Origin of the sequence: Shewanella sp. FDAARGOS_354 (assembly GCF_002209245.2) — a bacterium.
GTDB lineage: Bacteria > Pseudomonadota > Gammaproteobacteria > Enterobacterales > Shewanellaceae > Shewanella > Shewanella xiamenensis.
The window spans coordinates 4974675-4996745 of the sequence record NZ_CP022089.2 but is presented as its reverse complement, the minus strand read 5'-3'; the positions used below and the strand labels follow the sequence as shown (position 1 = coordinate 4996745).

General features: G+C 43.3%; 27 protein-coding genes. 15 read left to right on the top strand and 12 right to left on the bottom strand.

Annotated features, from left to right (window positions below; translation table 11 throughout):
- Positions 1 to 66: 66 nt before the first annotated feature.
- On the bottom strand, positions 67 to 960 hold the full coding sequence (locus tag CEQ32_RS22520; protein WP_088586914.1) for a LysR substrate-binding domain-containing protein: 894 nt from the start codon (positions 958 to 960) through the stop codon (positions 67 to 69).
- 164 nt (positions 961 to 1124) lie between these two features.
- On the opposite strand from CEQ32_RS22520, the gene CEQ32_RS22515 reads away from it, so the two are divergent.
- Entirely contained in the window at positions 1125 to 1568 is a 444-nt protein-coding gene (locus tag CEQ32_RS22515; RefSeq protein WP_088586913.1) for a DoxX family protein, read from the top strand.
- 10 nt (positions 1569 to 1578) lie between these two features.
- Entirely contained in the window at positions 1579 to 2274 is a 696-nt protein-coding gene (locus tag CEQ32_RS22510; RefSeq protein WP_047533700.1) for a pirin family protein, read from the top strand.
- Between the two features lie 103 nt (positions 2275 to 2377).
- Here CEQ32_RS22510 and CEQ32_RS22505 read toward each other — a convergent pair whose 3' ends face one another.
- From CEQ32_RS22505 to CEQ32_RS22485, 5 genes are all read right to left on the bottom strand, one after another.
- The gene (locus CEQ32_RS22505) at positions 2378 to 2908 is read right to left on the bottom strand and encodes a GNAT family N-acetyltransferase (RefSeq protein ID WP_037420716.1); all 531 of its coding nucleotides are present in this window, start codon (positions 2906 to 2908) and stop codon (positions 2378 to 2380) included.
- A 63-nt stretch (positions 2909 to 2971) separates the two neighbouring features.
- Positions 2972 to 3511, bottom strand: a complete 540-nt coding sequence (locus CEQ32_RS22500; protein WP_052183954.1) for a GNAT family N-acetyltransferase — start codon at positions 3509 to 3511, stop codon at positions 2972 to 2974.
- 150 nt (positions 3512 to 3661) lie between these two features.
- Positions 3662 to 3964, bottom strand: a complete 303-nt coding sequence (locus CEQ32_RS22495) for a hypothetical protein (protein ID WP_011622005.1) — start codon at positions 3962 to 3964, stop codon at positions 3662 to 3664.
- A 127-nt stretch (positions 3965 to 4091) separates the two neighbouring features.
- Positions 4092 to 4301 carry a DUF3820 family protein gene (locus CEQ32_RS22490; protein WP_011622004.1) on the bottom strand — a complete coding sequence of 70 codons (210 nt, stop codon included), beginning with the start codon at positions 4299 to 4301 and terminating at the stop codon, positions 4092 to 4094.
- A gap of 149 nt (positions 4302 to 4450) precedes the next feature.
- Positions 4451 to 4909 carry a GNAT family N-acetyltransferase gene (locus tag CEQ32_RS22485; protein WP_088586912.1) on the bottom strand — a complete coding sequence of 153 codons (459 nt, stop codon included), beginning with the start codon at positions 4907 to 4909 and terminating at the stop codon, positions 4451 to 4453.
- Positions 4910 to 5442: 533 nt separating this feature from the next.
- Between CEQ32_RS22485 and CEQ32_RS22480 the strand changes: the two genes are divergently transcribed.
- The 6 genes from CEQ32_RS22480 to CEQ32_RS22455 all read left to right on the top strand — a co-directional run bounded on the left by CEQ32_RS22480 (position 5443) and on the right by CEQ32_RS22455 (position 11529).
- Positions 5443 to 6225, top strand: a complete 783-nt coding sequence (locus tag CEQ32_RS22480) for an AAA family ATPase (RefSeq protein WP_037420721.1) — start codon at positions 5443 to 5445, stop codon at positions 6223 to 6225.
- Positions 6185 to 6622 carry a CopG family transcriptional regulator gene (locus tag CEQ32_RS22475; protein WP_088586911.1) on the top strand — a complete coding sequence of 146 codons (438 nt, stop codon included), beginning with the start codon at positions 6185 to 6187 and terminating at the stop codon, positions 6620 to 6622. The genes CEQ32_RS22480 and CEQ32_RS22475 overlap by 41 nt, the downstream gene beginning before the upstream one ends.
- A 182-nt stretch (positions 6623 to 6804) precedes the next feature.
- On the top strand, positions 6805 to 8250 hold the full coding sequence (locus CEQ32_RS22470) for an ABC transporter substrate-binding protein (RefSeq protein WP_088586910.1): 1446 nt from the start codon (positions 6805 to 6807) through the stop codon (positions 8248 to 8250).
- Entirely contained in the window at positions 8247 to 9971 is a 1725-nt protein-coding gene (locus tag CEQ32_RS22465) for a GGDEF domain-containing protein (protein WP_088586909.1), read from the top strand. The genes CEQ32_RS22470 and CEQ32_RS22465 overlap by 4 nt, the downstream gene beginning before the upstream one ends.
- Before the next feature lie 122 nt (positions 9972 to 10093).
- Positions 10094 to 10918 carry a zinc-dependent peptidase gene (locus tag CEQ32_RS22460; RefSeq protein ID WP_037429412.1) on the top strand — a complete coding sequence of 275 codons (825 nt, stop codon included), beginning with the start codon at positions 10094 to 10096 and terminating at the stop codon, positions 10916 to 10918.
- Between the two features lie 119 nt (positions 10919 to 11037).
- Complete coding sequence (locus tag CEQ32_RS22455; protein WP_082389640.1) at positions 11038 to 11529, top strand: nuclear transport factor 2 family protein; 492 nt, start codon at positions 11038 to 11040, stop codon at positions 11527 to 11529.
- A 4-nt stretch (positions 11530 to 11533) separates the two neighbouring features.
- Here CEQ32_RS22455 and CEQ32_RS22450 read toward each other — a convergent pair whose 3' ends face one another.
- Positions 11534 to 12997: an HDOD domain-containing protein gene (locus CEQ32_RS22450; RefSeq protein WP_037420732.1), complete on the bottom strand. Its 1464-nt coding sequence runs from the start codon at positions 12995 to 12997 to the stop codon at positions 11534 to 11536.
- 162 nt (positions 12998 to 13159) lie between these two features.
- Complete coding sequence (ltaE, locus tag CEQ32_RS22445) at positions 13160 to 14173, bottom strand: low-specificity L-threonine aldolase (RefSeq protein WP_088586908.1); 1014 nt, start codon at positions 14171 to 14173, stop codon at positions 13160 to 13162.
- A gap of 299 nt (positions 14174 to 14472) precedes the next feature.
- Between ltaE and CEQ32_RS22440 the strand changes: the two genes are divergently transcribed.
- The 3 genes from CEQ32_RS22440 to tpx all read left to right on the top strand — a co-directional run bounded on the left by CEQ32_RS22440 (position 14473) and on the right by tpx (position 16608).
- Positions 14473 to 15048 (top strand): OmpA family protein, encoded by a 576-nt coding sequence (locus CEQ32_RS22440; RefSeq protein WP_192959176.1) that lies wholly within the window; start codon positions 14473 to 14475, stop codon positions 15046 to 15048.
- A 31-nt stretch (positions 15049 to 15079) separates the two neighbouring features.
- Positions 15080 to 15907, top strand: coding sequence for a mechanosensitive ion channel family protein (locus CEQ32_RS22435; RefSeq protein WP_037420742.1), 828 nt, complete (start codon positions 15080 to 15082; stop codon positions 15905 to 15907).
- 110 nt (positions 15908 to 16017) lie between these two features.
- On the top strand, positions 16018 to 16608 hold the full coding sequence (tpx, locus tag CEQ32_RS22430; protein WP_037429419.1) for a thiol peroxidase: 591 nt from the start codon (positions 16018 to 16020) through the stop codon (positions 16606 to 16608).
- A 38-nt stretch (positions 16609 to 16646) separates the two neighbouring features.
- Here tpx and CEQ32_RS22425 read toward each other — a convergent pair whose 3' ends face one another.
- Both CEQ32_RS22425 and CEQ32_RS22420 read right to left on the bottom strand, forming a co-directional pair.
- On the bottom strand, positions 16647 to 17288 hold the full coding sequence (locus CEQ32_RS22425; protein ID WP_037420748.1) for a trimeric intracellular cation channel family protein: 642 nt from the start codon (positions 17286 to 17288) through the stop codon (positions 16647 to 16649).
- Positions 17289 to 17641: 353 nt separating this feature from the next.
- Positions 17642 to 18202, bottom strand: a complete 561-nt coding sequence (locus CEQ32_RS22420) for a DUF4136 domain-containing protein (RefSeq protein WP_037420751.1) — start codon at positions 18200 to 18202, stop codon at positions 17642 to 17644.
- 178 nt (positions 18203 to 18380) lie between these two features.
- Here CEQ32_RS22420 and CEQ32_RS22415 point away from each other — a divergent pair, with 178 nt between their 5' ends.
- The 4 genes from CEQ32_RS22415 to ruvX all read left to right on the top strand — a co-directional run bounded on the left by CEQ32_RS22415 (position 18381) and on the right by ruvX (position 20274).
- Entirely contained in the window at positions 18381 to 18695 is a 315-nt protein-coding gene (locus CEQ32_RS22415; RefSeq protein WP_037420754.1) for a hypothetical protein, read from the top strand.
- Between the two features lie 162 nt (positions 18696 to 18857).
- Complete coding sequence (yciH, locus tag CEQ32_RS22410) at positions 18858 to 19187, top strand: stress response translation initiation inhibitor YciH (protein ID WP_047533731.1); 330 nt, start codon at positions 18858 to 18860, stop codon at positions 19185 to 19187.
- A gap of 68 nt (positions 19188 to 19255) precedes the next feature.
- Positions 19256 to 19819 (top strand): YqgE/AlgH family protein, encoded by a 564-nt coding sequence (locus CEQ32_RS22405; RefSeq protein WP_088586906.1) that lies wholly within the window; start codon positions 19256 to 19258, stop codon positions 19817 to 19819.
- A 29-nt stretch (positions 19820 to 19848) separates the two neighbouring features.
- On the top strand, positions 19849 to 20274 hold the full coding sequence (gene ruvX / locus CEQ32_RS22400; protein ID WP_037420762.1) for a Holliday junction resolvase RuvX: 426 nt from the start codon (positions 19849 to 19851) through the stop codon (positions 20272 to 20274).
- Between the two features lie 63 nt (positions 20275 to 20337).
- On the opposite strand, the gene hemH is transcribed toward ruvX, so the two are convergent.
- On the bottom strand, positions 20338 to 21321 hold the full coding sequence (hemH, locus tag CEQ32_RS22395; RefSeq protein WP_122040785.1) for a ferrochelatase: 984 nt from the start codon (positions 21319 to 21321) through the stop codon (positions 20338 to 20340).
- A gap of 68 nt (positions 21322 to 21389) precedes the next feature.
- The gene (locus CEQ32_RS22390) at positions 21390 to 21923 is read right to left on the bottom strand and encodes a glutathione peroxidase (protein WP_088586905.1); all 534 of its coding nucleotides are present in this window, start codon (positions 21921 to 21923) and stop codon (positions 21390 to 21392) included.
- Positions 21924 to 22071 lie beyond the last annotated feature (148 nt).

Sequence of the window (22071 nt, the reverse complement as noted above, 5' to 3'; positions counted from 1 at the left end):
GCCCTAGCAATGGTTAAGTACTGTGATTAACTCAATCCACTAGCAGCACGTGCACTTTACATCCCACTAAAACAACCAGTCGCAATGGGGCAAACGCTCGGCAAACCACGCCTGCGCCTTGCCTTGGCTGCCCTTGCGCCACGCTAGAAACACTGGCTGCGCTGGTCTTGGGATCTCAACCTTGCACGCGACTAATGCGCCTGAAGCGAGTTCTTCGCGGATCAAATGCTTGGGAAGATAACCTACACCTAGCCCAAGTTGCTGCGCTTTAATCTTGGTCTGCATGTTCGGCACGCGGATGACTTGTCGACTATCAAATAACCCACTGGAGCGCTGCGCGAGCGCCGTTGAGCTGTCGGCCACCACCACGGAGGGAAATTGCAACAAGGCTTCGGTCGGGATTGGATGGTCAAACTGCGCTAAGGGGTGGTGAGGCGCAAGGGCAAAGATGAATTCAAGCATACCGATCTCAACTAAGTGATATTGCCCCTTAGGTAACTCCCCCGTGACCCCAATGGCAATATCGGCGCGGCCCGAATACAGTGCATCCCAACCGCCACCCAATGACTCCTCAGTGATATTGATGGTCACCTGTTTACCTAACTCGGTAAATTCAGCAATCAGTTTTAACAGTGGTAAATCGGGCACTACAGTGTCTATGGCTAAGGTTAACGCCGACTCCCAGCCGGTTTCGAGTTGCCGAACCGCCTCTTCAAGCCTTGCGGTGGCGGCTAAGATCTCCCGCCCTTGGCGTAATACCAGTTGGCCAACTAAGGTCAGCTCGGCGCGCTGCCCCTTACGTTCAAATAATTTTACCCCTAAGTCGCTCTCTAATTTCTGCACTGTATAGGTCAGCGCCGATGGCACTCGGAATAAGGATTCAGCCGCAGCCGAAAAACTGCCTTTCTTATCAATAGCATCTAGCACTATCAATCCATCGAGACTCATCACTGGCAACATAACCGCTCCATATTCAAATTTTTTGAAATATACTTTGAAAATGTTCCGATTTTCTTTCTTAAAGGTCAAGTCTAGACTGTAAACCAATGGAGAGATTGACGCTAAATCTCGACCGACTACCCCATTAACGACATAGTTAAAAAATTTGAATTAAGGAACATCCCATGAAAGCACTTATCAGAAAATTACTGACCTCTGCGCCTAGTTTCGCCCCATTGGCCCTGCGTATTCCTATCGGGATCATCCTCATGGCCCACGGCTCACAAAAACTCTTCGGCTGGTTTGGCGGCTATGGCCTAGAAGGCACAGGACAATGGATGGCCTCCATCGGCCTAACACCAGGTTACTTAATGGCGCTGATGGCAGGTTCAAGCGAATTCTTTGGTGGCTTGCTGATCATTATCGGTTTACTGACTCGCCCAACGGCACTGGTATTGTCCTTTACTATGGTGGTCGCGATTTTCTCGGTTCACATTGGTAACGGTCTGTTCCTTAGCAATAACGGTTATGAATTTGGTTTAGCCCTGTTAGCCGCTACGGTATCTCTGGCCGTGTCAGGTGCAGGTAAACTGAGTGCCGACAACCTGTTAGCCGCACGCTTAAAATAAGGAGTTAACGATGATCCGTATACGTAAAGCGCAGGACCGAGGACAGGCAGACTTAGGCTGGTTAAAGAGTCAACATACCTTCTCGTTTGCTAGTTACTACGATCCGCGGCATATGGGTGTGTCTTCCCTACGAGTCATTAATGATGACAGAGTCGCGCCGAACGCGGGGTTTGAAACTCATGGCCATAAAGACATGGAAATCATCAGTTATGTGATTTCAGGCACCATAGCTCATAAGGACAGCTTCGGTAATATTAAGACCTTACCAGCGGGTGAGTTTCAGTTAATGTCCGCCGGTAAAGGGATTTATCACAGTGAGTTTAATGCATCAAACACTGAGCCACTGCACTTTTTGCAGATCTGGATCCAACCAGACACCTTAGGCATTGATGCGGGTTATCAGCAAAAAGCCTTCGAGCAAACCTCGGCGCTCACAGCCGTGGTCACGCCAACGGGTGAAAATGGCACCTTAAAAGTGCAGCAGGATGCGACCTTATATCGCCTAATGCTGGCACCGCAAGAGCAAGTGCATATGCCGCAGCTTAAGCCGCAGCGTCAGCTGTATGTGCAACTGGTGGAAGGTACGCTTAAGGTCAATGACCAAGTGCTCACCCCTGGGGATGGCGCGCATATCACCGCCGAAGAAGTGGTTAGATTTAGCGCCACTGACAGCCCAGTCACAGCACTGGTGTTTGACTTAGCCTGATGATGCTTACTGACCAATAAAAACCGCCAAGGAAACGAGGCGGTTTTTTATTACTCTGTGTATGGTGTATGGCTAAAACAGAATAGTCTCTTCAAGCGCGAACCTATGATAAGGACATGATCAAACTAAAGTTCACTAACACCTGCGCCCTGTCGTTTTGTTTGTCTTCAGCGGTGAGATAGCGGCGTAGTTCATTACGGCGAATGCAATTAAAGCCCTGTTTTTCAAAGAAAGGCCGCGCCTGATAGGAGGCTTCAACTGTGAGTCTTTTAAGGTTTAGCCTTTTCGACTCTTCGAGTAGTGCCAAGTATAAATGTGTCGCTACACCAGCACGACCATATTCAGGATGAACAAACAGACAATCAACTTCGCCGACTAAGCAATCAAGCTCTTTATCGGGGCACAACCTTAAACTGATAAAACCAACCAGCTTATCGTCTTCAAGTGCAACCCACGTGGTTGTATCTTCTAACTTGGCCAGCCAGTAGGCATCGCTGCGTGCCTCACCCTGATTTTGCGCCCAAGCTAAACGTTCGGTAAGCGAGTAATATTCCTGCGCCCCCTCCATCACACTGGCGTTAAATACCGCCGCCACCTGTGCCACGTCAGCAGGAGAAAATAAGCGTATCTGCATTGGAGTCCACTCCTATGGGTTAATCATGACCAATGGGCACACAGGCAGTGCATTCCCATTCAGTTACAGTTTTTTAGTCATATAAAAACTCGGCAACACTTGGCCCAGTTTTTGTTGATAGCTGCGTTGCTGTTGGACGAATCCGAGTTTAATAAACAGCCCACGGGAAAGATAAGAAGCATCGGCACTTAATTGGCTGTAACCTTGCTTCCTCGCCCATTGCTCTAACTGTCTGATAGCCAGTTCACCGAGTCCACAGCGCTGCCAATTAGGATGAATATACAAACTATCGATATATCCCCTATGGCGAAAATCCGTTTCAACATTGATAAAACCTGCACAAATCTTAGTTAAGCTCAGCGCATCTGTCACCAAAATAATCCAAGCTTGGGAACGACTTAAACGTAAATGCCAATGTTGACTGGAACGGGGCGAGGGTGACCAGGCATTTAACTGCGCAGTAGTATAACGCTCATGCTGTATTTGATGAACACAGTGATGAAAGAGCTGACTGACCGCACTTGCATAGCAACGCTGATAAGCGACGACTTCAATTTTCTCGTTAGTTTGGTTAGACGTTGGCACGGTATGCTCAAATATCATTGCGAGTATTTGCCGTATTTTGCAGTTATTTATTGAGAAGTGATAGCGTTGACGTTTATTTAAGCCGAACACCGCTGAAAACAAAACCGCCTCTAACAAGGCGAGGCGGTTTAGGAACTCATCGCAACATGAACGTTGCTAAGGTATCGATTATTTCTTCTCGATTTGACCAACAAACAACAGCTTGTCGAAGGTGCGGTTTAAGGTTTTGCTGGTGAACTGGTTCATCCACATTTGCTCAACCACAGCTACTTTGTCACCTTTCTTGACTTCAGCTTCTGGGCCTGCTGCCCAAAACGTGTTGTCAGCTTCTTTAATTTGAACATAGGTGTAGCCGCCACCATTCATAGTATCAACCACTGTACCTTCATGAACTACGCCCTGTGCCCAAGCACTTGACATACCTAACGCTAATGTTGCTACAGCAGCTAATTTTACCAATTTTGCCATCATGCCTTTTGTTCCTTGTGTTTTACTAATATGCAGCATTAAAACATGCCATAGGTAATAAATCGCCAATCTCTATCACGAAATACAACACTTATCGCAAAAGTAGGATTTTTATCGCTTAGTAGGGAACTCATTTCAATAGCGGTTTTAACATGCCCTCAAGGCCATTGAGTTTTACCTCATAAATCAGCGCTAACTGCTCCCCTAATTTTCCCTTTGGAAAACCTTGTTGATGAAACCACACAAGATAGGGTTCAGGCAATTCGAGTAAGCGGCGGCCAGCATATTTACCAAAGGGCATGACCTGATTTACGGCATCGATAAGCTGTTGTTGATCCATGACAGTATTAGCTTGAACTCAGACAGAAAACTAGATTGAGGATGCTACCCTAATACCTAATGAATGCCTATGGCTAATACAAGCTGAGAACGACTAAGGGGGGGATAAACTCAGAGCAAACCGCAGGCTTACCCTGAGTTGATACGGCATCAAGCGTAGATTTTACGCAGATTCGGTCCAAGATTCGCACAATGTGAATACTCAAAACCGTACTCAATACAGAGTCGTTGTTCTTCTCCGTGGGCGTTAATGCTCACACAAGTTCCTTGACTCGCATGCTCATCAACAAAAGTCATGACTCGCTCTAACATTATTTTTGCCAGCCCCACATGCCGATACTCAGGTAAAACAATAAAATCCTCAATCGCCAGATGGTTAGCCTTATCACCATATACGCAGGCTGTTGCCACTATCGCACAGGTATTTTTTGACTGATCACTCGTTAAGCGAATAGATACCCAATATAAAGGCTGTAACGGATGCCCATCAGCCATCTCAACGCCGATAGAAGGATACCCAGCCGCATCGCGTAGATTCAGCAACTCATGAAATAAAGGAGCAGATTCAACCAGCTCAAATTCAATAGGCATTGACATTTTAATATCCATTTGGGCATCCCTTCACGAATGGTAGAAAAATCAAGGTGATTAGACGGCATTAATGGGAAAGACTAACTCAACAAGGTGGCAATTTGATGACACTCAAGCTTTATGCAAGACAACTTTCGTTTGAAAAGTCGTCGTGAGAGGCCAATATTTTAATAATATTTTTGCATAAAAAATTAAAATAAACGTTCAAAGTAAACTATACCAAGCCTTAATTTCAATATCATTGCCGCAATGGAGAGCAAACATTCATAATCAATTGATGTTAAAAATTCACTAAAAACCTTAATAATCAGATAACTAAAATTCAAAATCGCCTAAGTAATCCCGCTAGCAGAAAGAGTCAAATTAACGGCATATTACATGGTAGCGTCAAATATTAATCACGCGACATTTTATAAAAAAACGTCAAAAATCAGATAATTGACCAACATTAACACAGGGTTTACATTCGTTTATGACAACAAGGTGCGGTAAAAAAACCATAAGCAACATATTACCGCCCAAGTGATAGCCTAAGCATTGAGGAACTCGTCATGATAGTGTTAGTCGGCGGCGAAAAAGGCGGCAGCGGTAAGAGTTGCCTCGCACAAAATATCGCAGTATTTCTCACCACTGAATGTGGTGCCTCTGTCATCATGGTGGATTGCGATCCACAGCGAACCACATCGGATTGGATCCAAGCCAGAAACAATAATCCGAAACTGGCAAGCATCAACTGCGTACAACTTTATGGCAAGATCCGTAACGATCTTCTGAGCTTAGAACAACACTATGACTTTGTACTCGTTGACTGTGGTGGGCAGGATAATCTTGCATTAAGGGCAACCATGTCAGTTGCATCGCATATATTAATGCCGCTCAGACCCAAACGCCGAGATTTAAAAACCGTGAGTCATATGGATGATATCGTCGCGACTTGTAAGATGATTAACCCTAAATTACACGCGTCTTTCGTTATCACGCAATGCCCCAACCTTCCCAATCAAGCGAATCGTATTTTAGAGGCTAAAGAGGTCTGTAAAACCTATGATATCAATGTATTAGATGCAATTACCTATAGTCGTAATATCTATGATGACAGTGAAGAGTCTGGATTGTCGGTGATGGAGATAGAACCAAAGGGTAAAGCCGCAGCTGAAATCCGTGCTATCGCCTGTGAAATGTTTCAAGTGGACTGCGCAGCCTCGTTAACGGCCTTACTCAAACCAAGCACACCAATAGCCGCGCATCGTGCCGCTATCAATCAACCTCAGCCGAATCATCTGAGAGGACAATATGGGACTCAGCGACCTCAAGAAAAACGCTATGCCATCTAGGGGAGGCGTCCAGCCCCTCTCCCTCGATGAGTTTATTGATGCCGCAACCCTTTATGCTATGGGAGAAAGTCATATTCCAAGCACGGGCAACTCAGTGGCGGCGATGGAGCGAGTGAAAGAATCACCAGTTGAAGTCACCTTGGAAACTTCCAATGTGGTGACTTTGCATCGACCACAAACGGCATCAAGACCCCTTGATGCCACGATTGACGACGAACGGCCACATTACCGCAAAGCCACATTTTCACTGAGTGAGGCGGCAATAGCCCATTTAGCAACGCTCTCAGAGGAAAGTGATATTTCTAAATCTAAATTGATCCGTTTTTTAATTGAACAACATTATGCTTTGCCAACCGCATTGAGGCAGATGCGCGAACAGCAAATAAAACAAGCTTAATTGCGCACCATCTCCCACCCTTTACCGATGATCTGAATTAATTAGGTCATCGGACTTTTTTTGTCTAAAAAAACCGATAAAAAATTGAGTCAATTTTTTTTACAAATCTATCCTTAATGTACAGCTGAGCTGATTAATGCTATTGATTAGCATCAATAGCCCGAGTATTTAAGGAGTTATTCTTGTTAACACGTTTGTCTATCCTATTATTCGGACTGGGATTAACGCTAGCACCTCCCGCCTTAGCGGAGTTTTCTTTGGATCAAATTCCCCCCTTGCCGAATAAAACGCCAATCACTTTAGTTGCCGAAAAAGGCTTTTGGACTGACTATCTCACCCAACAAATGCTACCCAAATTCACCGAAAAAACCGGTGTTAAAGTCAATGTGATTAGCACCGAACTTGAAAGCATGTTCGAACTTCAGACCCACGCATTATTAATGGGGGAAGGAAAATACGATCTGCTCACTATGGAGGCTGGCTGGGCAAAAGAATGGGCGGCAAACGGCTATACAGTCCCCCTGTTGGAATTAGCAAAACTCTATGATCCCGATGGTGAAAAAGCGATGGAAAGCTACCTCGAACCCTACTATCCATCATTACTGAATATTTTATCCTACCACGGAGAATTGCACGCAATTCCCTATAATAACTACGTAATGGGAAGTCATTACCGCGCCGATTTATTTGAAAATAAAACCGAACAGTCTCACTTTCAACAACGGTTTGGCTACCCACTCAAACCCGCGACCAACTTTCAAGAATTAGAAGATCAAGCCGTCTTCTTTACGCGAAAAGCGGGTGAACTCCTTGCAGACAAACCATTGACCCATAACTTTTATGGCCTAGCGTTGATGTCGGGTAATAAACCCCATATTAACGATGAGTTTTCCAGCATTATTTGGAGTTTAGGCGGCGTTTGGATGTGGCCTATTTATGATCAACAAAAAAAACTGACTCACTTTGAAGTTCCGAGTGTCAATCAACAGGCAATTACCGCAGGAATAATCTATCGCAAACTAATGCCCTATGCCTATCCTGCTGATGATAAGTTTGCCTTTAATGAAGCCGCGAATGCTATGGCGACGGGACAGGTAGCCATATGGCCCTTTGCCTATAACAACCTTTGGCCAGCCTCTTTTAAAGTTGAAGCCAATATACCTGGTGCTCGACTTGGGGTATCTCAAGTCCCCGGAGGAACTCCTTACAATGGTGCCTATGCCTTTGCGGTGAGCTACGACAGTAAAAATCCACAAGCCGCCTATTGGTTACTCAAATATATGGGCACTTTTGAAGCCCAATATGCCTATGCACTTGGCGGCGGAAATCCATGCCGAATGGATGTCGTTACGGCTCCCGAATTTAAACAAGCTTCAAAAAGGTCTGTTGCTGGTGCATTTGAGGCAAGCCATATTGCTAACTTGTTCTGGTCGACTAAAGTATTGGAAGTAGGACACTTTACCACTACAGCAATGGGGCAGATTTATCCAGAATTAAGCCATGCTTGTTATGCCGCAAGCCAGCATGAAGCCAATAGTACAGATATTTTTATTGAGTTAAGCACCAAAATTAAACATTTGCAGAACACCTACGGGGAAGTCCCTGCAATCGACAAGAAAAACAAATGAACTCAAAACGACTGACCAGTCTTAAACAGAAAATTACGCTAGCCTTCTATATTATTCTCGGCATGGCGTTACTCAATGGCATTATCGCTATCCTATTGTCACAACAATTGAGAACTGAAATTGAGCAACTGGTAAATAGTGATGTCGTAAAAGTCACCACTGCGCTGCAACTAGCGAAAAACAGTGAAAGGTTGCAAATTATCACCACAGAATTAAACCACTATGATACTGAGCAACAACGACTGTCCCTACTTTCAGAGTTAACTAATCAATGGGAGCATTTGTTAAAAGATACAAAAGTATTACTAAGTCTTGAAACCACTCCCAAGATGTATCAAGCCCTAAACACAACGATTGATACTCAGCTTTATTATCAGCAACAACTCCCATTGCTCAATACGCTTACAGACAGTGCTTTACAGGCAAAGTTACAGGCACAAAATATTCAAACAAATTTGGCCGGTATGTCATCAGCATTTTCTGATGAAATGCAGACTCAACTGAATCAGACCCATGAACGATTCGCTCTATTAGTTAACCATAAAGATCTCAGTGGAATTACCAACAATCAGATAGAACATCAAGCAATTTCGGAGTACCAGCACCAAGGTGAGCACCTGTTTGTGTTATTAGATGAAGTAAAAAATACCCCAAATATAGCGACGTTAAATCACCTTCAACGGGAAGCGATGCGACGACTTATTCAAATGGAAAATATCGTCGCGTCTATGCATTCGAGTAATACAATTTATCTCAACTGGTTATCGCAAATAAAACAAAACATGGTTGGCAATGACAACCTATTTGAGCTATCCCGTAATGCCTTAAAAAGTACTCAAATAGCCAATGCTCATTTTGGCTATCAAGCCAGTGCAGCGAGGCAAATAGCAACCTTCACCCAAGAGTTAGTCAACCATGTTGAAGAAGAAATTCAGATCGCAGGCACCGATCTCAAGAGTGATAGTACCTCGTTTGTCATCCTCATCTTTTGTGGAGGTATTCTTTATTGCTTTTTTATCTGGCTCACCAGTTGGCACTTTATTGCTAAAGGTATTATTAAACCCGTGATTGAGACTCGTGATGCAATGAATGCCATCGCCAATGAAAAACTCGATACCCAAATGCCGATTACCGATAACCTTGAACTACAACAAATGGTGAGTTCACTTGAAACCCTAAAAACCTACGCAGCTCAAGTTAAAGCGATGGCAGAAACCGATGGACTCACTGGATGCTATAATCGCCGCTATTTAGATAGCCAAATACTAAAAGAATTGAGTTACGCCAACGATCATAATATGCCATTGAGTATTGTGATGTTCGATTTAGATCACTTTAAGGAATTTAATGATCAATATGGCCATGTGGTCGGTGATCAATGCTTAAAACAGATCGTCGAGGCCACCAAAGCAATTCTACAACGTCCCACAGATATTCTAGCTCGCTATGGTGGTGAAGAATTTATGTTACTCTTGCCCTCAAGCCATATTGAAGATGCTTACAAAATTGCCGAACATCTGCGCGAAACCATTATAGACTTGCATATTCCCCATCAAGGCTCATCAAACATAGGGATTGTCACCATTAGCTTAGGAATTGCCTGCTGGCAACCTCCGCAATTACTCGATGCAAACAAGCTGATAAGCCATGTTGATGAGGCGCTCTATCGTGCCAAACTAGCAGGGCGAAATCGCACAGAAGTCTTCATTGGCGCTCACTAACACCACTCGTACCGCATTAAGCCGCTCACTGAAAGCGTTTTATTTTTAACCAAAGGATTGAGTTCAGTACGCTCAATCCCCATTAGCTAATATAACTGACACCAATAACACACTGAGGGACTATGCTCGCCAGTTTAACGATTCTAATATTTGGCCTCAGTGCGATTGCTTGGTTGGCCTCCAGTCGTTGGCGCAAAAACCTCCGTCGTAAACAAGTGATGGCAAGCCCCTTTCCAAAGACTTGGCGAGCAATACTAAAAAGAAGACTTCCATTTTTTCATGCATTACCTGCAGATCTTCAATTGCAACTTAAACGTCATATTCAGGTATTTTTAGATGAAAAGCATTTTGTTGGCTGCGATGGTTTACTCATAACCGATGAAATTCGAGTCACTATTGCTGCCCAAGCATGCCTACTGCTACTTAATCGCAAGACCGATTTCTACCCTAAACTAAGACAAATTTTGGTCTACCCCGATGCATTTATAGTCGACAGCCAACGACAAGATCCATCAGGCTTAATCAGGGAGCAACGTAACGTACTCGCTGGAGAATCATGGGAGCAGGGACAAGTAATACTTTCATGGAAAAATACGCTTGAAGGCGCTGCCAATCCACACGATGGCAACAATGTTGTCATCCATGAGTTTGCCCATCAATTAGATCAAGAGGATGGCCACGCCAATGGCGCCCCAATTTTAGCTCGTGGCCAAGATTATCTGTCTTGGTCAAGCGTATTTAATCAAGCATTTAATGAACTAGTTGAAGATACTGCCGTCGGTAAACCAGCCCTATTTAATGGCTATGGGGCTACCAACCCAGCAGAATTTTTTGCCGTAGCGACCGAAGTTTTTTTTGAAAAACCAGCAGAACTCAACCAAGAACATCCAGCACTTTACCGAGAATTAAGTCATTTCTATCAAGTTGATCCGCTCAATTGGCACTGATGTCATTACAAAGTAATAAACACAAGGAATACCCTATGACAATAATAGCTAAATACAAACATCTTTCAGCCACTTCGCATAATGCCACTCGGCAAAATTCAAGTCGATTCTGTACCACTATGTTCATTCTTGTTGTGGTCGCGTTACTCTTCAGCTCGAATAACCATGCTAATGATAGTAATGCCATCATACCAGCAACAAGCGGCATATCAGTCCCATCTGCCGATGAACAAGCCGCAGCTCAAGTACTTGATCAATTGAATCAATATTCCAGTAGTGCCGATTGGGATAAATATTTTTCACTGTATCGTCAGGATGGGATTTTTATCGGAACGGATGCGAATGAACGTTGGGGAATGGCAGAATTTGAACACTATTCCCGTCCCACAAAAGGCTGGCGCTACGATTTAACTTCGCGCCATTTAGTGCAACATGGTGATGTAATTCTGTTCGACGAACTGCTCAATAGTCCGAGTTATGGCGTGAGTCGTGGTACAGGAACATTAATCAAAACCAATGGAGAATGGAAAATAGCTCAATATCATTTAAGTTTTCCCATCCCCAATGGTATAGCGAAAAAAATCACTGCTGAAATTAAAAAAGCACAGTAAATCGTTATTTTAAGGACACGGTAAAACACACATTTGCCAGCTGTGAGAAGTGGATGAAAGCTTGAAAATCCACTTCTGTAAAACACCTCTCAGATGGTCCTCTGTCTGCATAATAAAAGCCGATCACTTTATTATCCACCAACAAGGGCGCCACTAAAAAACCCGACTCTGGCAATTGCACTTTTAACTCACGACATTGTTCTTGCCATTTTTTGGCACTCGGATTATCAACCCAAAGTGACTCCTTATGCTCCATCGCCATTGGAAATAACCCCTTCTTATCCCCAAGTTCGATAATAAATAATCGTTTCATTTCCTCTGCATCTCTGCCAAGCATAATTCTTGGCTGTAGCTGTTTACGGCTAGGAGACAACAGCAACACACCACAGCGATCAACTCCAACCCCCTCTAAAATACCCTCAAGTACGGTTTGCATGATTTGATTAAAATCGGCTTTATTGATTGCAAAAGCTGTAAGCTCACGCAGTTTAGCTAATTGGATATTTAAATTGGCGGCAAAAATCGGTAGTTCTACTTCTGGCAAACGAGACTCAAGCTTATCGAGCCTCTTGGGATCAGGTAGATAGTCAATCAACACTTTAGCGCCATAGGCTTCAGCTAATTTATGGGTCGCCTTGGTACAACGCTGCATTCTTAAGGTAAATTCACTCTCATCCAGCCCGGTAAAGTTGGCCGCTTGAGTTATAAATTTCTCAAGATCGATCTGATCTGGTATCGCCACAGAGAGCGTTTCGCAAAGTTTATCCGCTAAAAATATGCAGCGTATTTCAGGACGAGCGTCATCGGGATTATTTACCGCTTGGATCAATAATTCCCCCAATCCCCAATGGCGAGCAATACTCTGGGTTAGTTGTGAAAAAGAGGTACCTAATGATTCACGAATAAGAGTTCGCTCTTCTGCTGGAGTTTCACATTTCGTTAATTGGCTATCGAGGGTTTCGGTAAATTCTCCCCCGATACTCCAAAACGCACTCTCACCAATATGAAAAAGCAAACAGGCTATAAAGGCCTCCTCTTGAATATCATCATCATAATGACTGAGCATCATCCGAGTTAACATCGCAGCTTGAAATGCCTTAGCCATTAATTTGATTAATCTTTGATATACTGAAGGCGAGAGGTTTTTACTTTCTAACAAGCTAGATAATAATTGTGCAGTGATACAAATATTACGAACTGCATCAAAACCAAGCACAATAGCGGCTCGGCTTACAGTAGAAATTTGCGTACTGCCCTTATGGTAAATAGCGCTATTTGCGACCCGCAAAATACGTGATGTGAGGGCGTTATCATGCATCACGCTACGCCCTAATAAGGCAAGTGAAGAAACGTCATCCTTGGCAAGCTTTTCTAACGTTTGGACGGTGGAACAAAGCGCTGGCATTTCCAACTCACTTATCCGTTTTGTCCAATAATCAACCCCTTTATTAGTATTATTAGGTTTCAACCTAGCTTTCCCTTGATGGTTTAATGTTATTGTTTTTAGTATAGATAGGCTTAAAAAATTCGCCTTGCATCTGGTTCACAATTCAACGATTGATTTTTAAATCCGCAATAGGCTGAACTGAAAACAAAGAAAAGCCCAAGGTTTAACTTGGACTTTAATCAATTACGCCTGCAGATGTAATTTAAAAACCCGCAGTACTTTATCAATATCCTGGCGCGAGACATCTTTATGGGTAACAAAACGTATGGTACGCCCAGGACTAATCAAAATGCCCTCATTACGACAGCGTTGCGCTAAGGCCTGTTCATCGATATGAGAAGCTAAGGTTGCAAACACCATATTGGTTTGAACGGATGGCAAGTCAATTTCAAACTCGTCTAATAGGCTTAACTGTTGGGCCAGATATGCAGCGTTTTGATGATCATCTGCCAATCTTTCAACTTGCGCAGTTAGAGCTAACTCCCCCGCAGCTGCTAGAATCCCAGCTTGACGCATACCGCCACCAAGCATTTTTCGCCAACGCGTCGCTTTTTTAATGAGGCGTTCATCGCCTAAGAGTAACGATCCGACTGGCGCGCATAATCCCTTTGATAAACAGATCGAAACAGAATCAAAGTGTACGGCGATATCAGCAATAGCGATCCCTTGTGCCACTGCGGCATTAGCCACTCTTGCACCATCTAAATGAATTTTTAAACCGCGCTGAAAAGCCAGTGCCTGCGCATTGGCAAGATAGGTTTGGGGCAACACTTTCCCCCCGATAGTATTTTCCAAACTCAGCAAGCGCGTTCGGGCAAAATGAATATCATCAGGCTTGATTGCCGCTTCAATTTCGCTAAGAGCAATAGTCCCATCTAATTGATTTGTTAGCGGTTGTGGTTGAATACTACCTAACACCGCCGCACCACCACCTTCAAATTTATAGTTATGAGCTTGCTGACCGCATAGATATTCATCCCCGCGCTCACAATGCGACATCAAAGCCAGTAGATTGGCTTGGGTGCCAGATGCCGTAAAAAGTGCTCCCTCAAAACCAAACATCTCGGCGGCCATGTCCTGTAAACGGTTAACGCTCGGATCATCACCATAAACATCATCACCCACTTCAGCCCTCGCCATGGCTAAACGCATTGCCTCAGTAGGCTGGGTTACAGTATCACTGCGTAAATCTATCATTTTGTCCTCAACTTCTTCTGCCTATCCCCTATGCGCATATCAAACACGCCTCGCGACTCTAGCCTTAAAGAAAAAAATTGTATAGCTTGCTGATATAGCTGCCGATAAAACATACAACCTAATGCAAAATTTAATCTGATATAATTGATTTATATCGAATAAATGGCAAAACTTGGCGTTATAACGTTTAAAAGCTACAATAGCCAACTAGGATGCTCCTGCTAAAGCAATGCCAATCTCCTAGTGATTTTGACTGCTAGATATTAAACATAAGGTGATTTGTGGTGAATATATCCGTAATGCAATGGATTAAACTAGCCTCTTTAGCATTGAGTTTAACCCTAATGCTACCAGCTTATGCGTGGCAGGATACAGATCAAGATGGCGTGCCCGATATTAAAGATGCCTGCCCCAACACAACCACTAACACTACGGTGATGGCAAATGGCTGTGTTTATGAAGTCGAAGCCACGGCCACTAATATTCAATGTAATCTCAATGACCCCAGCACCTATTCAGCTCCTGATTGTCATCATATTGAGACAGCCATTGTGTATTTTGAGTTTGCGATAGCAGAGGTAGATTTATCGCAGTGGAAAGCATTAGCCTTAGTCAAAGCATTTTTAGAGTCAAATACTGATGTTCATTTAATCTTGGTTGGGCACACAGATATTGTCGGCACACCTGAGTTTAATTATCAGTTATCACTTCAACGTGCGCAAAATGTGAAACAAATTTTGGTTGAAGACTATGGATTCAACCCAAATCGCTTTACCGTTGTCGGTAAAGGTATATCTGAACCAGTAGCAGATAATCGTTCCAGCGAAGGTCGCAGATTAAATCGACGAGTACAATTTTTCGTCAATAATAAGTAGTTTTGTTAGCGTATTTTTAGGGAGTAATTTAATGGAAAACCTTGAAGGCTTATTAAAGCAGGCTCCAGATCTGATCATGACCTATGGAGTGAAGATCTTATTTGCCCTTGTTATCTTTTTTGTCGGTAAATATTTTTCCGGCGTTGCGCAAAAGGTAGTGCGAAAGCTACTCAACAGCCGCAAAGTTGATCCAACGGTGGTCTCTTTTGTAGCCAACTTATCGTGGGCTGTTGTGTTTGTCTTCACCATTATCGCCACCTTAGGCCAAATTGGTGTGCAAACCGCATCTTTAGTCGCGGTTATCGGTGCCGCCGGTTTAGCGATAGGTTTAGCGCTGCAAGGATCATTATCTAACTTTGCTTCAGGCGTGTTAATGGTGTTATTCCGCCCATGTCGCGTGGGTGACTATATTGAAGCTGCTGGTATTGCTGGCACTGTTGATGAAATCACCATTTTCTCAACTAAATTACGCACGCCAGATAATAAGGTTATCGTTGCGCCCAACTCTTCAATCATGAATGGCACGATCACCAACTACTCAGCCTTAGAAAATCGTCGTATCGATTTAGTCATTGGCGTGTCTTATTCTGCGGATATTGCCCAGACTAAAAAAGTTTTGACCGAGATTTTAGATAACAACCAATATGTGCTGAAAGAACCGGGTTACACCGTGGGTCTGTCTGAACTAGCAAATTCTTCAATTAACTTTGTAGTTCGTCCTTGGGTAAAAACGGCGGATTACTGGACAGCTCGTTTCGAGATTTTAGAACAAATCAAAAATGCGCTTGATGCAGCCAATATTGAAATTCCATTTCCACAAATGGATATTCATGTAAAACAACTGCCCGAGAGCAAATAATCAGCAGTGATATTAGAAGGCCGGTGAAAACCGGCCTTTTTTATGGTGATAAGCCGGATTTTGGCGTACCTTAACCGAATATGCACACATATCTGAGTAAGAGAGAGAATATGCCAAAGTATGTTTCATTTCTGGCCGCTGGCTGTGTTTTTAGTTTAATGCTGCTCAGCCCAATGGCGATTGCCAGCAATAAAACCCAAGTAATGATGGGTGAAAAGACTGTCACCCTAGAAGGAAAATTACCTCAACTTGAGCAAATGGCCCCAAGATTTAAAGTCGTTGATGATAAATTCAATCCAATCAACTTAACCGACTTTAAGGGAAAAACCATCCTGATTAGTGCAGTGCCTAGCTTGGATACGGGTGTTTGTGCGTTACAAACTAAACGCTTTAATAGCGAGGTCAGCCACTTTTCTGATGATGTCGTCATGCTAACCATCAGCACGGATTTACCTTTCGCGCAAAAACGTTTTTGTAAAGTTGAGAATGTTGAAAATATTAAAGTGTTATCCGATTCTGTTTGGCGTGATTTTGGCGAGAAGTATGGTCTGTTAATTGAAGATTATGGCTTACTTGCACGGGCGATTTTCATCGTCGATGCCGAAGGTAAACTCAAGTACCAAGAATTAGTACCCAACATTGCCCAGCATCCAAACTATGATGCCGCGCTAGAGGCGCTAAAAACCATTCAAGCACAGTAATAAGCATAAAAATAGGGCATTTAATGCCCTATTTTTTATTAGTGCGTATGTTGGTCGCCGTTGGCTTGATAGTCGAAGGTAGGCATAGACCAATGATAGCGTAATGCTAACATCCGCCAGCTAAATCCAAAACTTAAGCAAATTAATAGATTAATCCACTCAGCCAATTGATAGGCGTTTAGCGTGATATATAACCCCGCCGTAAAGAGTGAGATTACCGCATAGAGCTCTTTCTTAAAAATCAAAGGCACTTGATTACAAAGAATATCGCGAATAACACCACCAAAAACACCGGTAACCAATCCCATAACGACCGCAATAGTTGGACTAAAACCAAGCATCAGGGTCTTTTGCGCGCCAACAATTGAGAACACCGCTAAGCCTAAGGCATCGATGGCCAAAAACAGCTTAGACAAATAACGCATAACTGGCGCAATCGCGACAGTTAACAAAGATGCAAATGCAATCGCAATTAGATAGTGGACATTCTCGACCCAAATCAAAGGGTAATTTCCAAGTAACATATCTCGTAAGGTGCCGCCACCAATAGCGGTAGCACAACCGATAATGACTACGCCGAATAAATCCATCTGCTTACGGCCAGCTGCTAATGCCCCAGTCATGGCCTCAGCCAAAATCCCAATCAGCCATAATAATCCGATAAATTGCGCTTCTTGCATTTAAACTACTTATTACCCATGCATAAAAAACGGATTTTGCCTGATAATCCACGGGCTGGATAATGAGATTATTTAAATTTTGTCATTAGAATATTTAATCTATTGATACCATTTATGTATTAGTCATTTCTAACTTTCAATATCACGCTACACTACACTCCTTAAATAACAATAAATTAACTAACAGACAGTTGCCAGCCGCATTCAATTAAGCTTACTTTTTGATAAGTTTTAATAAAGCATAATCAATTAAACTTTGAAATTTTGTAGAAAACTCAACATCACGTCATTCAAGCCTAAATTTTGGCCATAAAAAAGCGGCCTAATAGCCGCTTTTTTAGACGAAAAGTAAATTATTTGTTTTCAGGTTTCGGAGGATAATTCGCCATGACACTTCCAACGGCATCATTGATGAGCTGGACTCTTTCAGAAGGAGTATTTTTATCACGAATGGTGTCAGCCACCGAACCACGCCATATTAACTTAGCTGTTTTATTATCAACTAAATCAATGATCAACGTACCAACTTCGTATTCTCTCACCGTGGTTTGAGTTTGCATGTTGCCACCCCATCCCCAACCAGGACCATAGTAAGGGTTATAGCCAAAGTTGGTATTGAAAGTATCTACATTAATCTTTTTGTCGATTTTAGTCAGATAGTTAACTAGGACATCAGCGTCTTTTGCATCGACTAACGTCATGCCCTTAGCAGAAAGTTGTGCATTAACTGCATCACGCACTCGCTGATCCATCAGACCATCGAGATGATAACCTGAAGCATCAGTCTTTTGTGCTACCCAAGCATAGGTTTTGTATTGAGAGAAATTGGCACTGGGATCATAGTCCCAACCAGACTTAAGAGAACTACAAGCACTCAAGGCCAGCACTGCTAACCCTACGATAAAATTTTTCATGGTGATTTCCTTGGATTTCGTAAAGAACACAAATGAGCCGATAAATAAATTTAGCTTACAGAGCAATGGCCGATTCTACAACTCAATATAATGAAAAGCAGAGCGTTATTCAGCTTGACTTCAGCAATCGATTTAAATGATAATGATTATCACTTAAAGCGATTAAGGGATAAATAACATGTACTGGTTCATTAGCGCATTGATTGTTGCATCAGCAATTTTCTGGCTAGCGCCACAAAAAGCCTCAATCGACACCAATAACAATAAACTCACGCCTCATCTCCCGATGATGTTATTGTTTTTGCCTTTGATTGTAATGAGTTGGCTGATATTCGAAGCTGTATCAAATGGTGCAGACTACACCACAATTGCCGCATTTGGTTTTGTTGCCACAGCCTGTTTAATTGCACTTCCCAAATTACATCGTTTTATTATGCCCTGCGCCCTACTCACCGCATTGGCATTAATCGCTATGGTTTTGCAACATCTATAAATTCCATTTGAAAACATGCTACTTCCCTGCAAAGAGCTAGCATTTACCTTCGGCCACTTTCAGTCTCTGTCTGTGGCCTTTTTTTACCTCTACTTTTTACCTCCACGAAGCATAATGAATTTGATAGACTTAAGCAGTTTACATTCAGATAAAAGATGACTTATGAGAGTAGATCCCAACGTTTCCTTAGTATACAGCACTGATAAAGGTCGCATTACTGCCGAACCAGAAGCAAAAGCACTCCCCGCATCCGATGGCATTGTGCGTATCCACAGAGACAGCAAAGGCCGTAAAGGTAAAGGTGTCTCGGTCATTTCAGGCCTAGGGCTTGACGATGCTGGCTTAAAAGCACTAGCACAAACACTTAAAAAACAATGTGGTTGTGGTGGGACGGTTAAAGATTTCACGATCGAAGTGCAAACCGATAACCGTGAACTACTCAAACAGTTGCTTGAAAAACAAAACTATAAAGTCAAATTAGCCGGCGGTTGATACGCCACGATCCTAAGTAGCTGGATTTTATCTATCGATCAATGCATGTGGGCTGAACGGAGCATTTAATGGAGAGTTTGCAGAACCATTTTTTAATCGCCATGCCATCACTCGATGACACTTTTTTTGAGCGCACCGTCATCTATTTATGTGAGCACGATGAAAAAGGCGCCATGGGACTAGTGATAAATAAACCGCTGGGCATTGAAGTTAACTCCTTGCTCGAGCAGATGGATCTCCCAACAGAGCAAGTGTCTGCCGATTTTGCGATGGGATCGCAAGTCTTAATGGGCGGGCCAGTTTCCCAAGATAGAGGGTTTGTACTACATACTTCCCAACCCTATTGGGCCAATAGTACGGAATTAGGCTCGGGACTGATGCTTACCACATCTCGAGACGTATTAACCGCTATAGGCAGTAAGCGCTCGCCAGATAAGTTTCTCGTGGCATTAGGTTATGCTGGCTGGGGTAAAAATCAGTTAGAGCAAGAACTTGCCGATAACTCTTGGCTTACGATCCCCGCCGATCACACCTTACTCTTTGAAGTAAACCACGAAGATAGATGGCAACAAGCTAGCCGTTCACTGGGATTTGAGGCTTGGCAACTTTCAACACAGGCAGGCCACGCCTAATCTCACTTTATTTAACGAGTTAATATCAGATGAATACTAAAACCGTGTTAGGTTTTGATTTTGGGACAAAAAGCATCGGCGTTGCCGTAGGGCAACAAATTACCTCCAGCGCAACACCACTTTTATCTCTTAAGGCCGTTGATGGCATTCCAAATTGGGATGAAATAGCCAAACTCATCCAAGAGTGGCAACCCGATTTAGTCGTCGTGGGTTTACCGCTCAACATGGATGGCACAGAACAAGAAATGACCCACAGAGCAAGAAAATTTGCCAACCGACTAAACGCTAAGTTTGGGGTCAAAATTGTCACTCAGGATGAAAGACTCACCACCACAGATGCAAAAGCTAGGCTATTTGAACTCGGCGGCTTCAAAGCCCTCACCAAAGGTCAAGTTGATGCTGTGTCAGCCGTATTGATTGTCGAAAGCTATTTTGAAAATCATTTCGGCGACTAATGAGCGATATCAAAACAAAAGGATAGCCTGAGCTATCCTTTTTTATTTCTACGATATTAGTGTCTACAGATAGGGTTTAACCAAGCTCGCCATCATGCTGATATGGTCATCATTATCATTTAGCGCTGGAATATAACGGAACTTCTCCCCCCCAGCATGAGTAAAGATATGGCCATTTTCGCCCACGATCTCTTCTAACGTCTCTAAACAATCGGCACTAAATGCTGGACACACAATCGCAACATCACGCACACCTTGACTCGGCAGAGCCGCCATCGTCGCATCCGTATAAGGCTGTAACCACTTAGCTTTACCAAAACGTGACTGGAATGTAATTGCAAATTCATCTTTGGCCAAACCCAATTGCTCAGCCACAAGACGAGTGGTCTTCATGCAAAAACAATAATAGGGGTCACCCAGATGAAGATTACGCTCAGGCATACCATGGTAAGACAGCACTAACTTTTGTGGCTTGCCATGTTTGTCAAAATCGGCACGAATCGAATTGACTAATGCAGCAATAAACTCAGGGTTATCGTGATAAGTATGAATAAAATGCAGCGAGGGCAAATAGCGCCATTGACAAAGTTCCTTGGCAATAGCGTCAAAAGCGGAACCCGTTGTCGGCGCAGCATATTGGGGATATAAGGGTAAAACAACTATCTTATCAATCCCTTGCTTATGCATATCCTGTAACGTGTTTGCCACTGAAGGGTTTCCATAGCGCATAGCTAAGTGAACCGACACTGGATAACCATCGGCGGTTAATTTATCAGACAATTTAGCCGTTTGCCGCAAACTGATATCCATCAGTGGCGACCCAGCTTCTGTCCACACCTTTTGATAAAGTGCCGCGGACTTTGCTGGGCGAACGCGCAGCACTATGCCATGTAAAATCAGCATCCAGAGGAGTTTTGGAATTTCTACCACCCGAGGGTCGGATAAAAACTCTGCAAGGTAACGCCTTACGGCCGATGCAGTTGGCGCATCTGGCGTGCCAAGGTTAAGTAACAACACACCCACTTTGCCACGCGTTGCGTGGCCCATCTCTTTTGATAATCCTGAAAACCTAGCCAAAGTAGCCTCTTAAAATTTGTAAATGAATAAATTGGGCATTAAAGCACGGATTCTATTGCCTGCTTAAGCTCGGCACTATCGGGTTTAACCTTAGAATTAAATTGCTGCACAGTATTGCCATCGCCACTCACTACGTATTTGTAGAAATTCCACTTGGGTGAGCCAGCTTTATCGCCTAAGTATTTGAATACAATGTTAGCATCACTACCTCGGACGGGAGACGTCGCGAGCATGGTGAAGGTGACACCATAATTGATGTAGCACACTTTAGCGGTGTCTTTTTCATCATTCTCCTCTTGGAAAAAATCATCCGAAGGGAAACCAATTACCACTAACCCTTTATCTTTATATTGTTGATGGAGTGCTTCTAAGGCTTTAAATTGCGGCGTATAACCACAATTACTGGCGGTATTGACCAGCAGCACAGGCTTACCCTGAGTGAGCTCACATAAGTTAACGCTCTGTTCTGAGTGCAATTTACGCACTTCAACATCAAGGTAGCTTGGGCATGTTGCCGCCAAAGCGCTGGTGCTCATCAAGCTAGTCAAGATAAATAGCGGGAGTTTCATCATAATGTCCTTCTTATTCAATGATCCAAGATAGGCGAACTTATTCTTATTACGTCACTTGCTACGGTAAAGATCATATTGAATAAAAAAATAAAAGCTACAAGGAGTTATCGATTGCTTTAGCTGATAAAAAAGCAGCTCAATCGAGCTG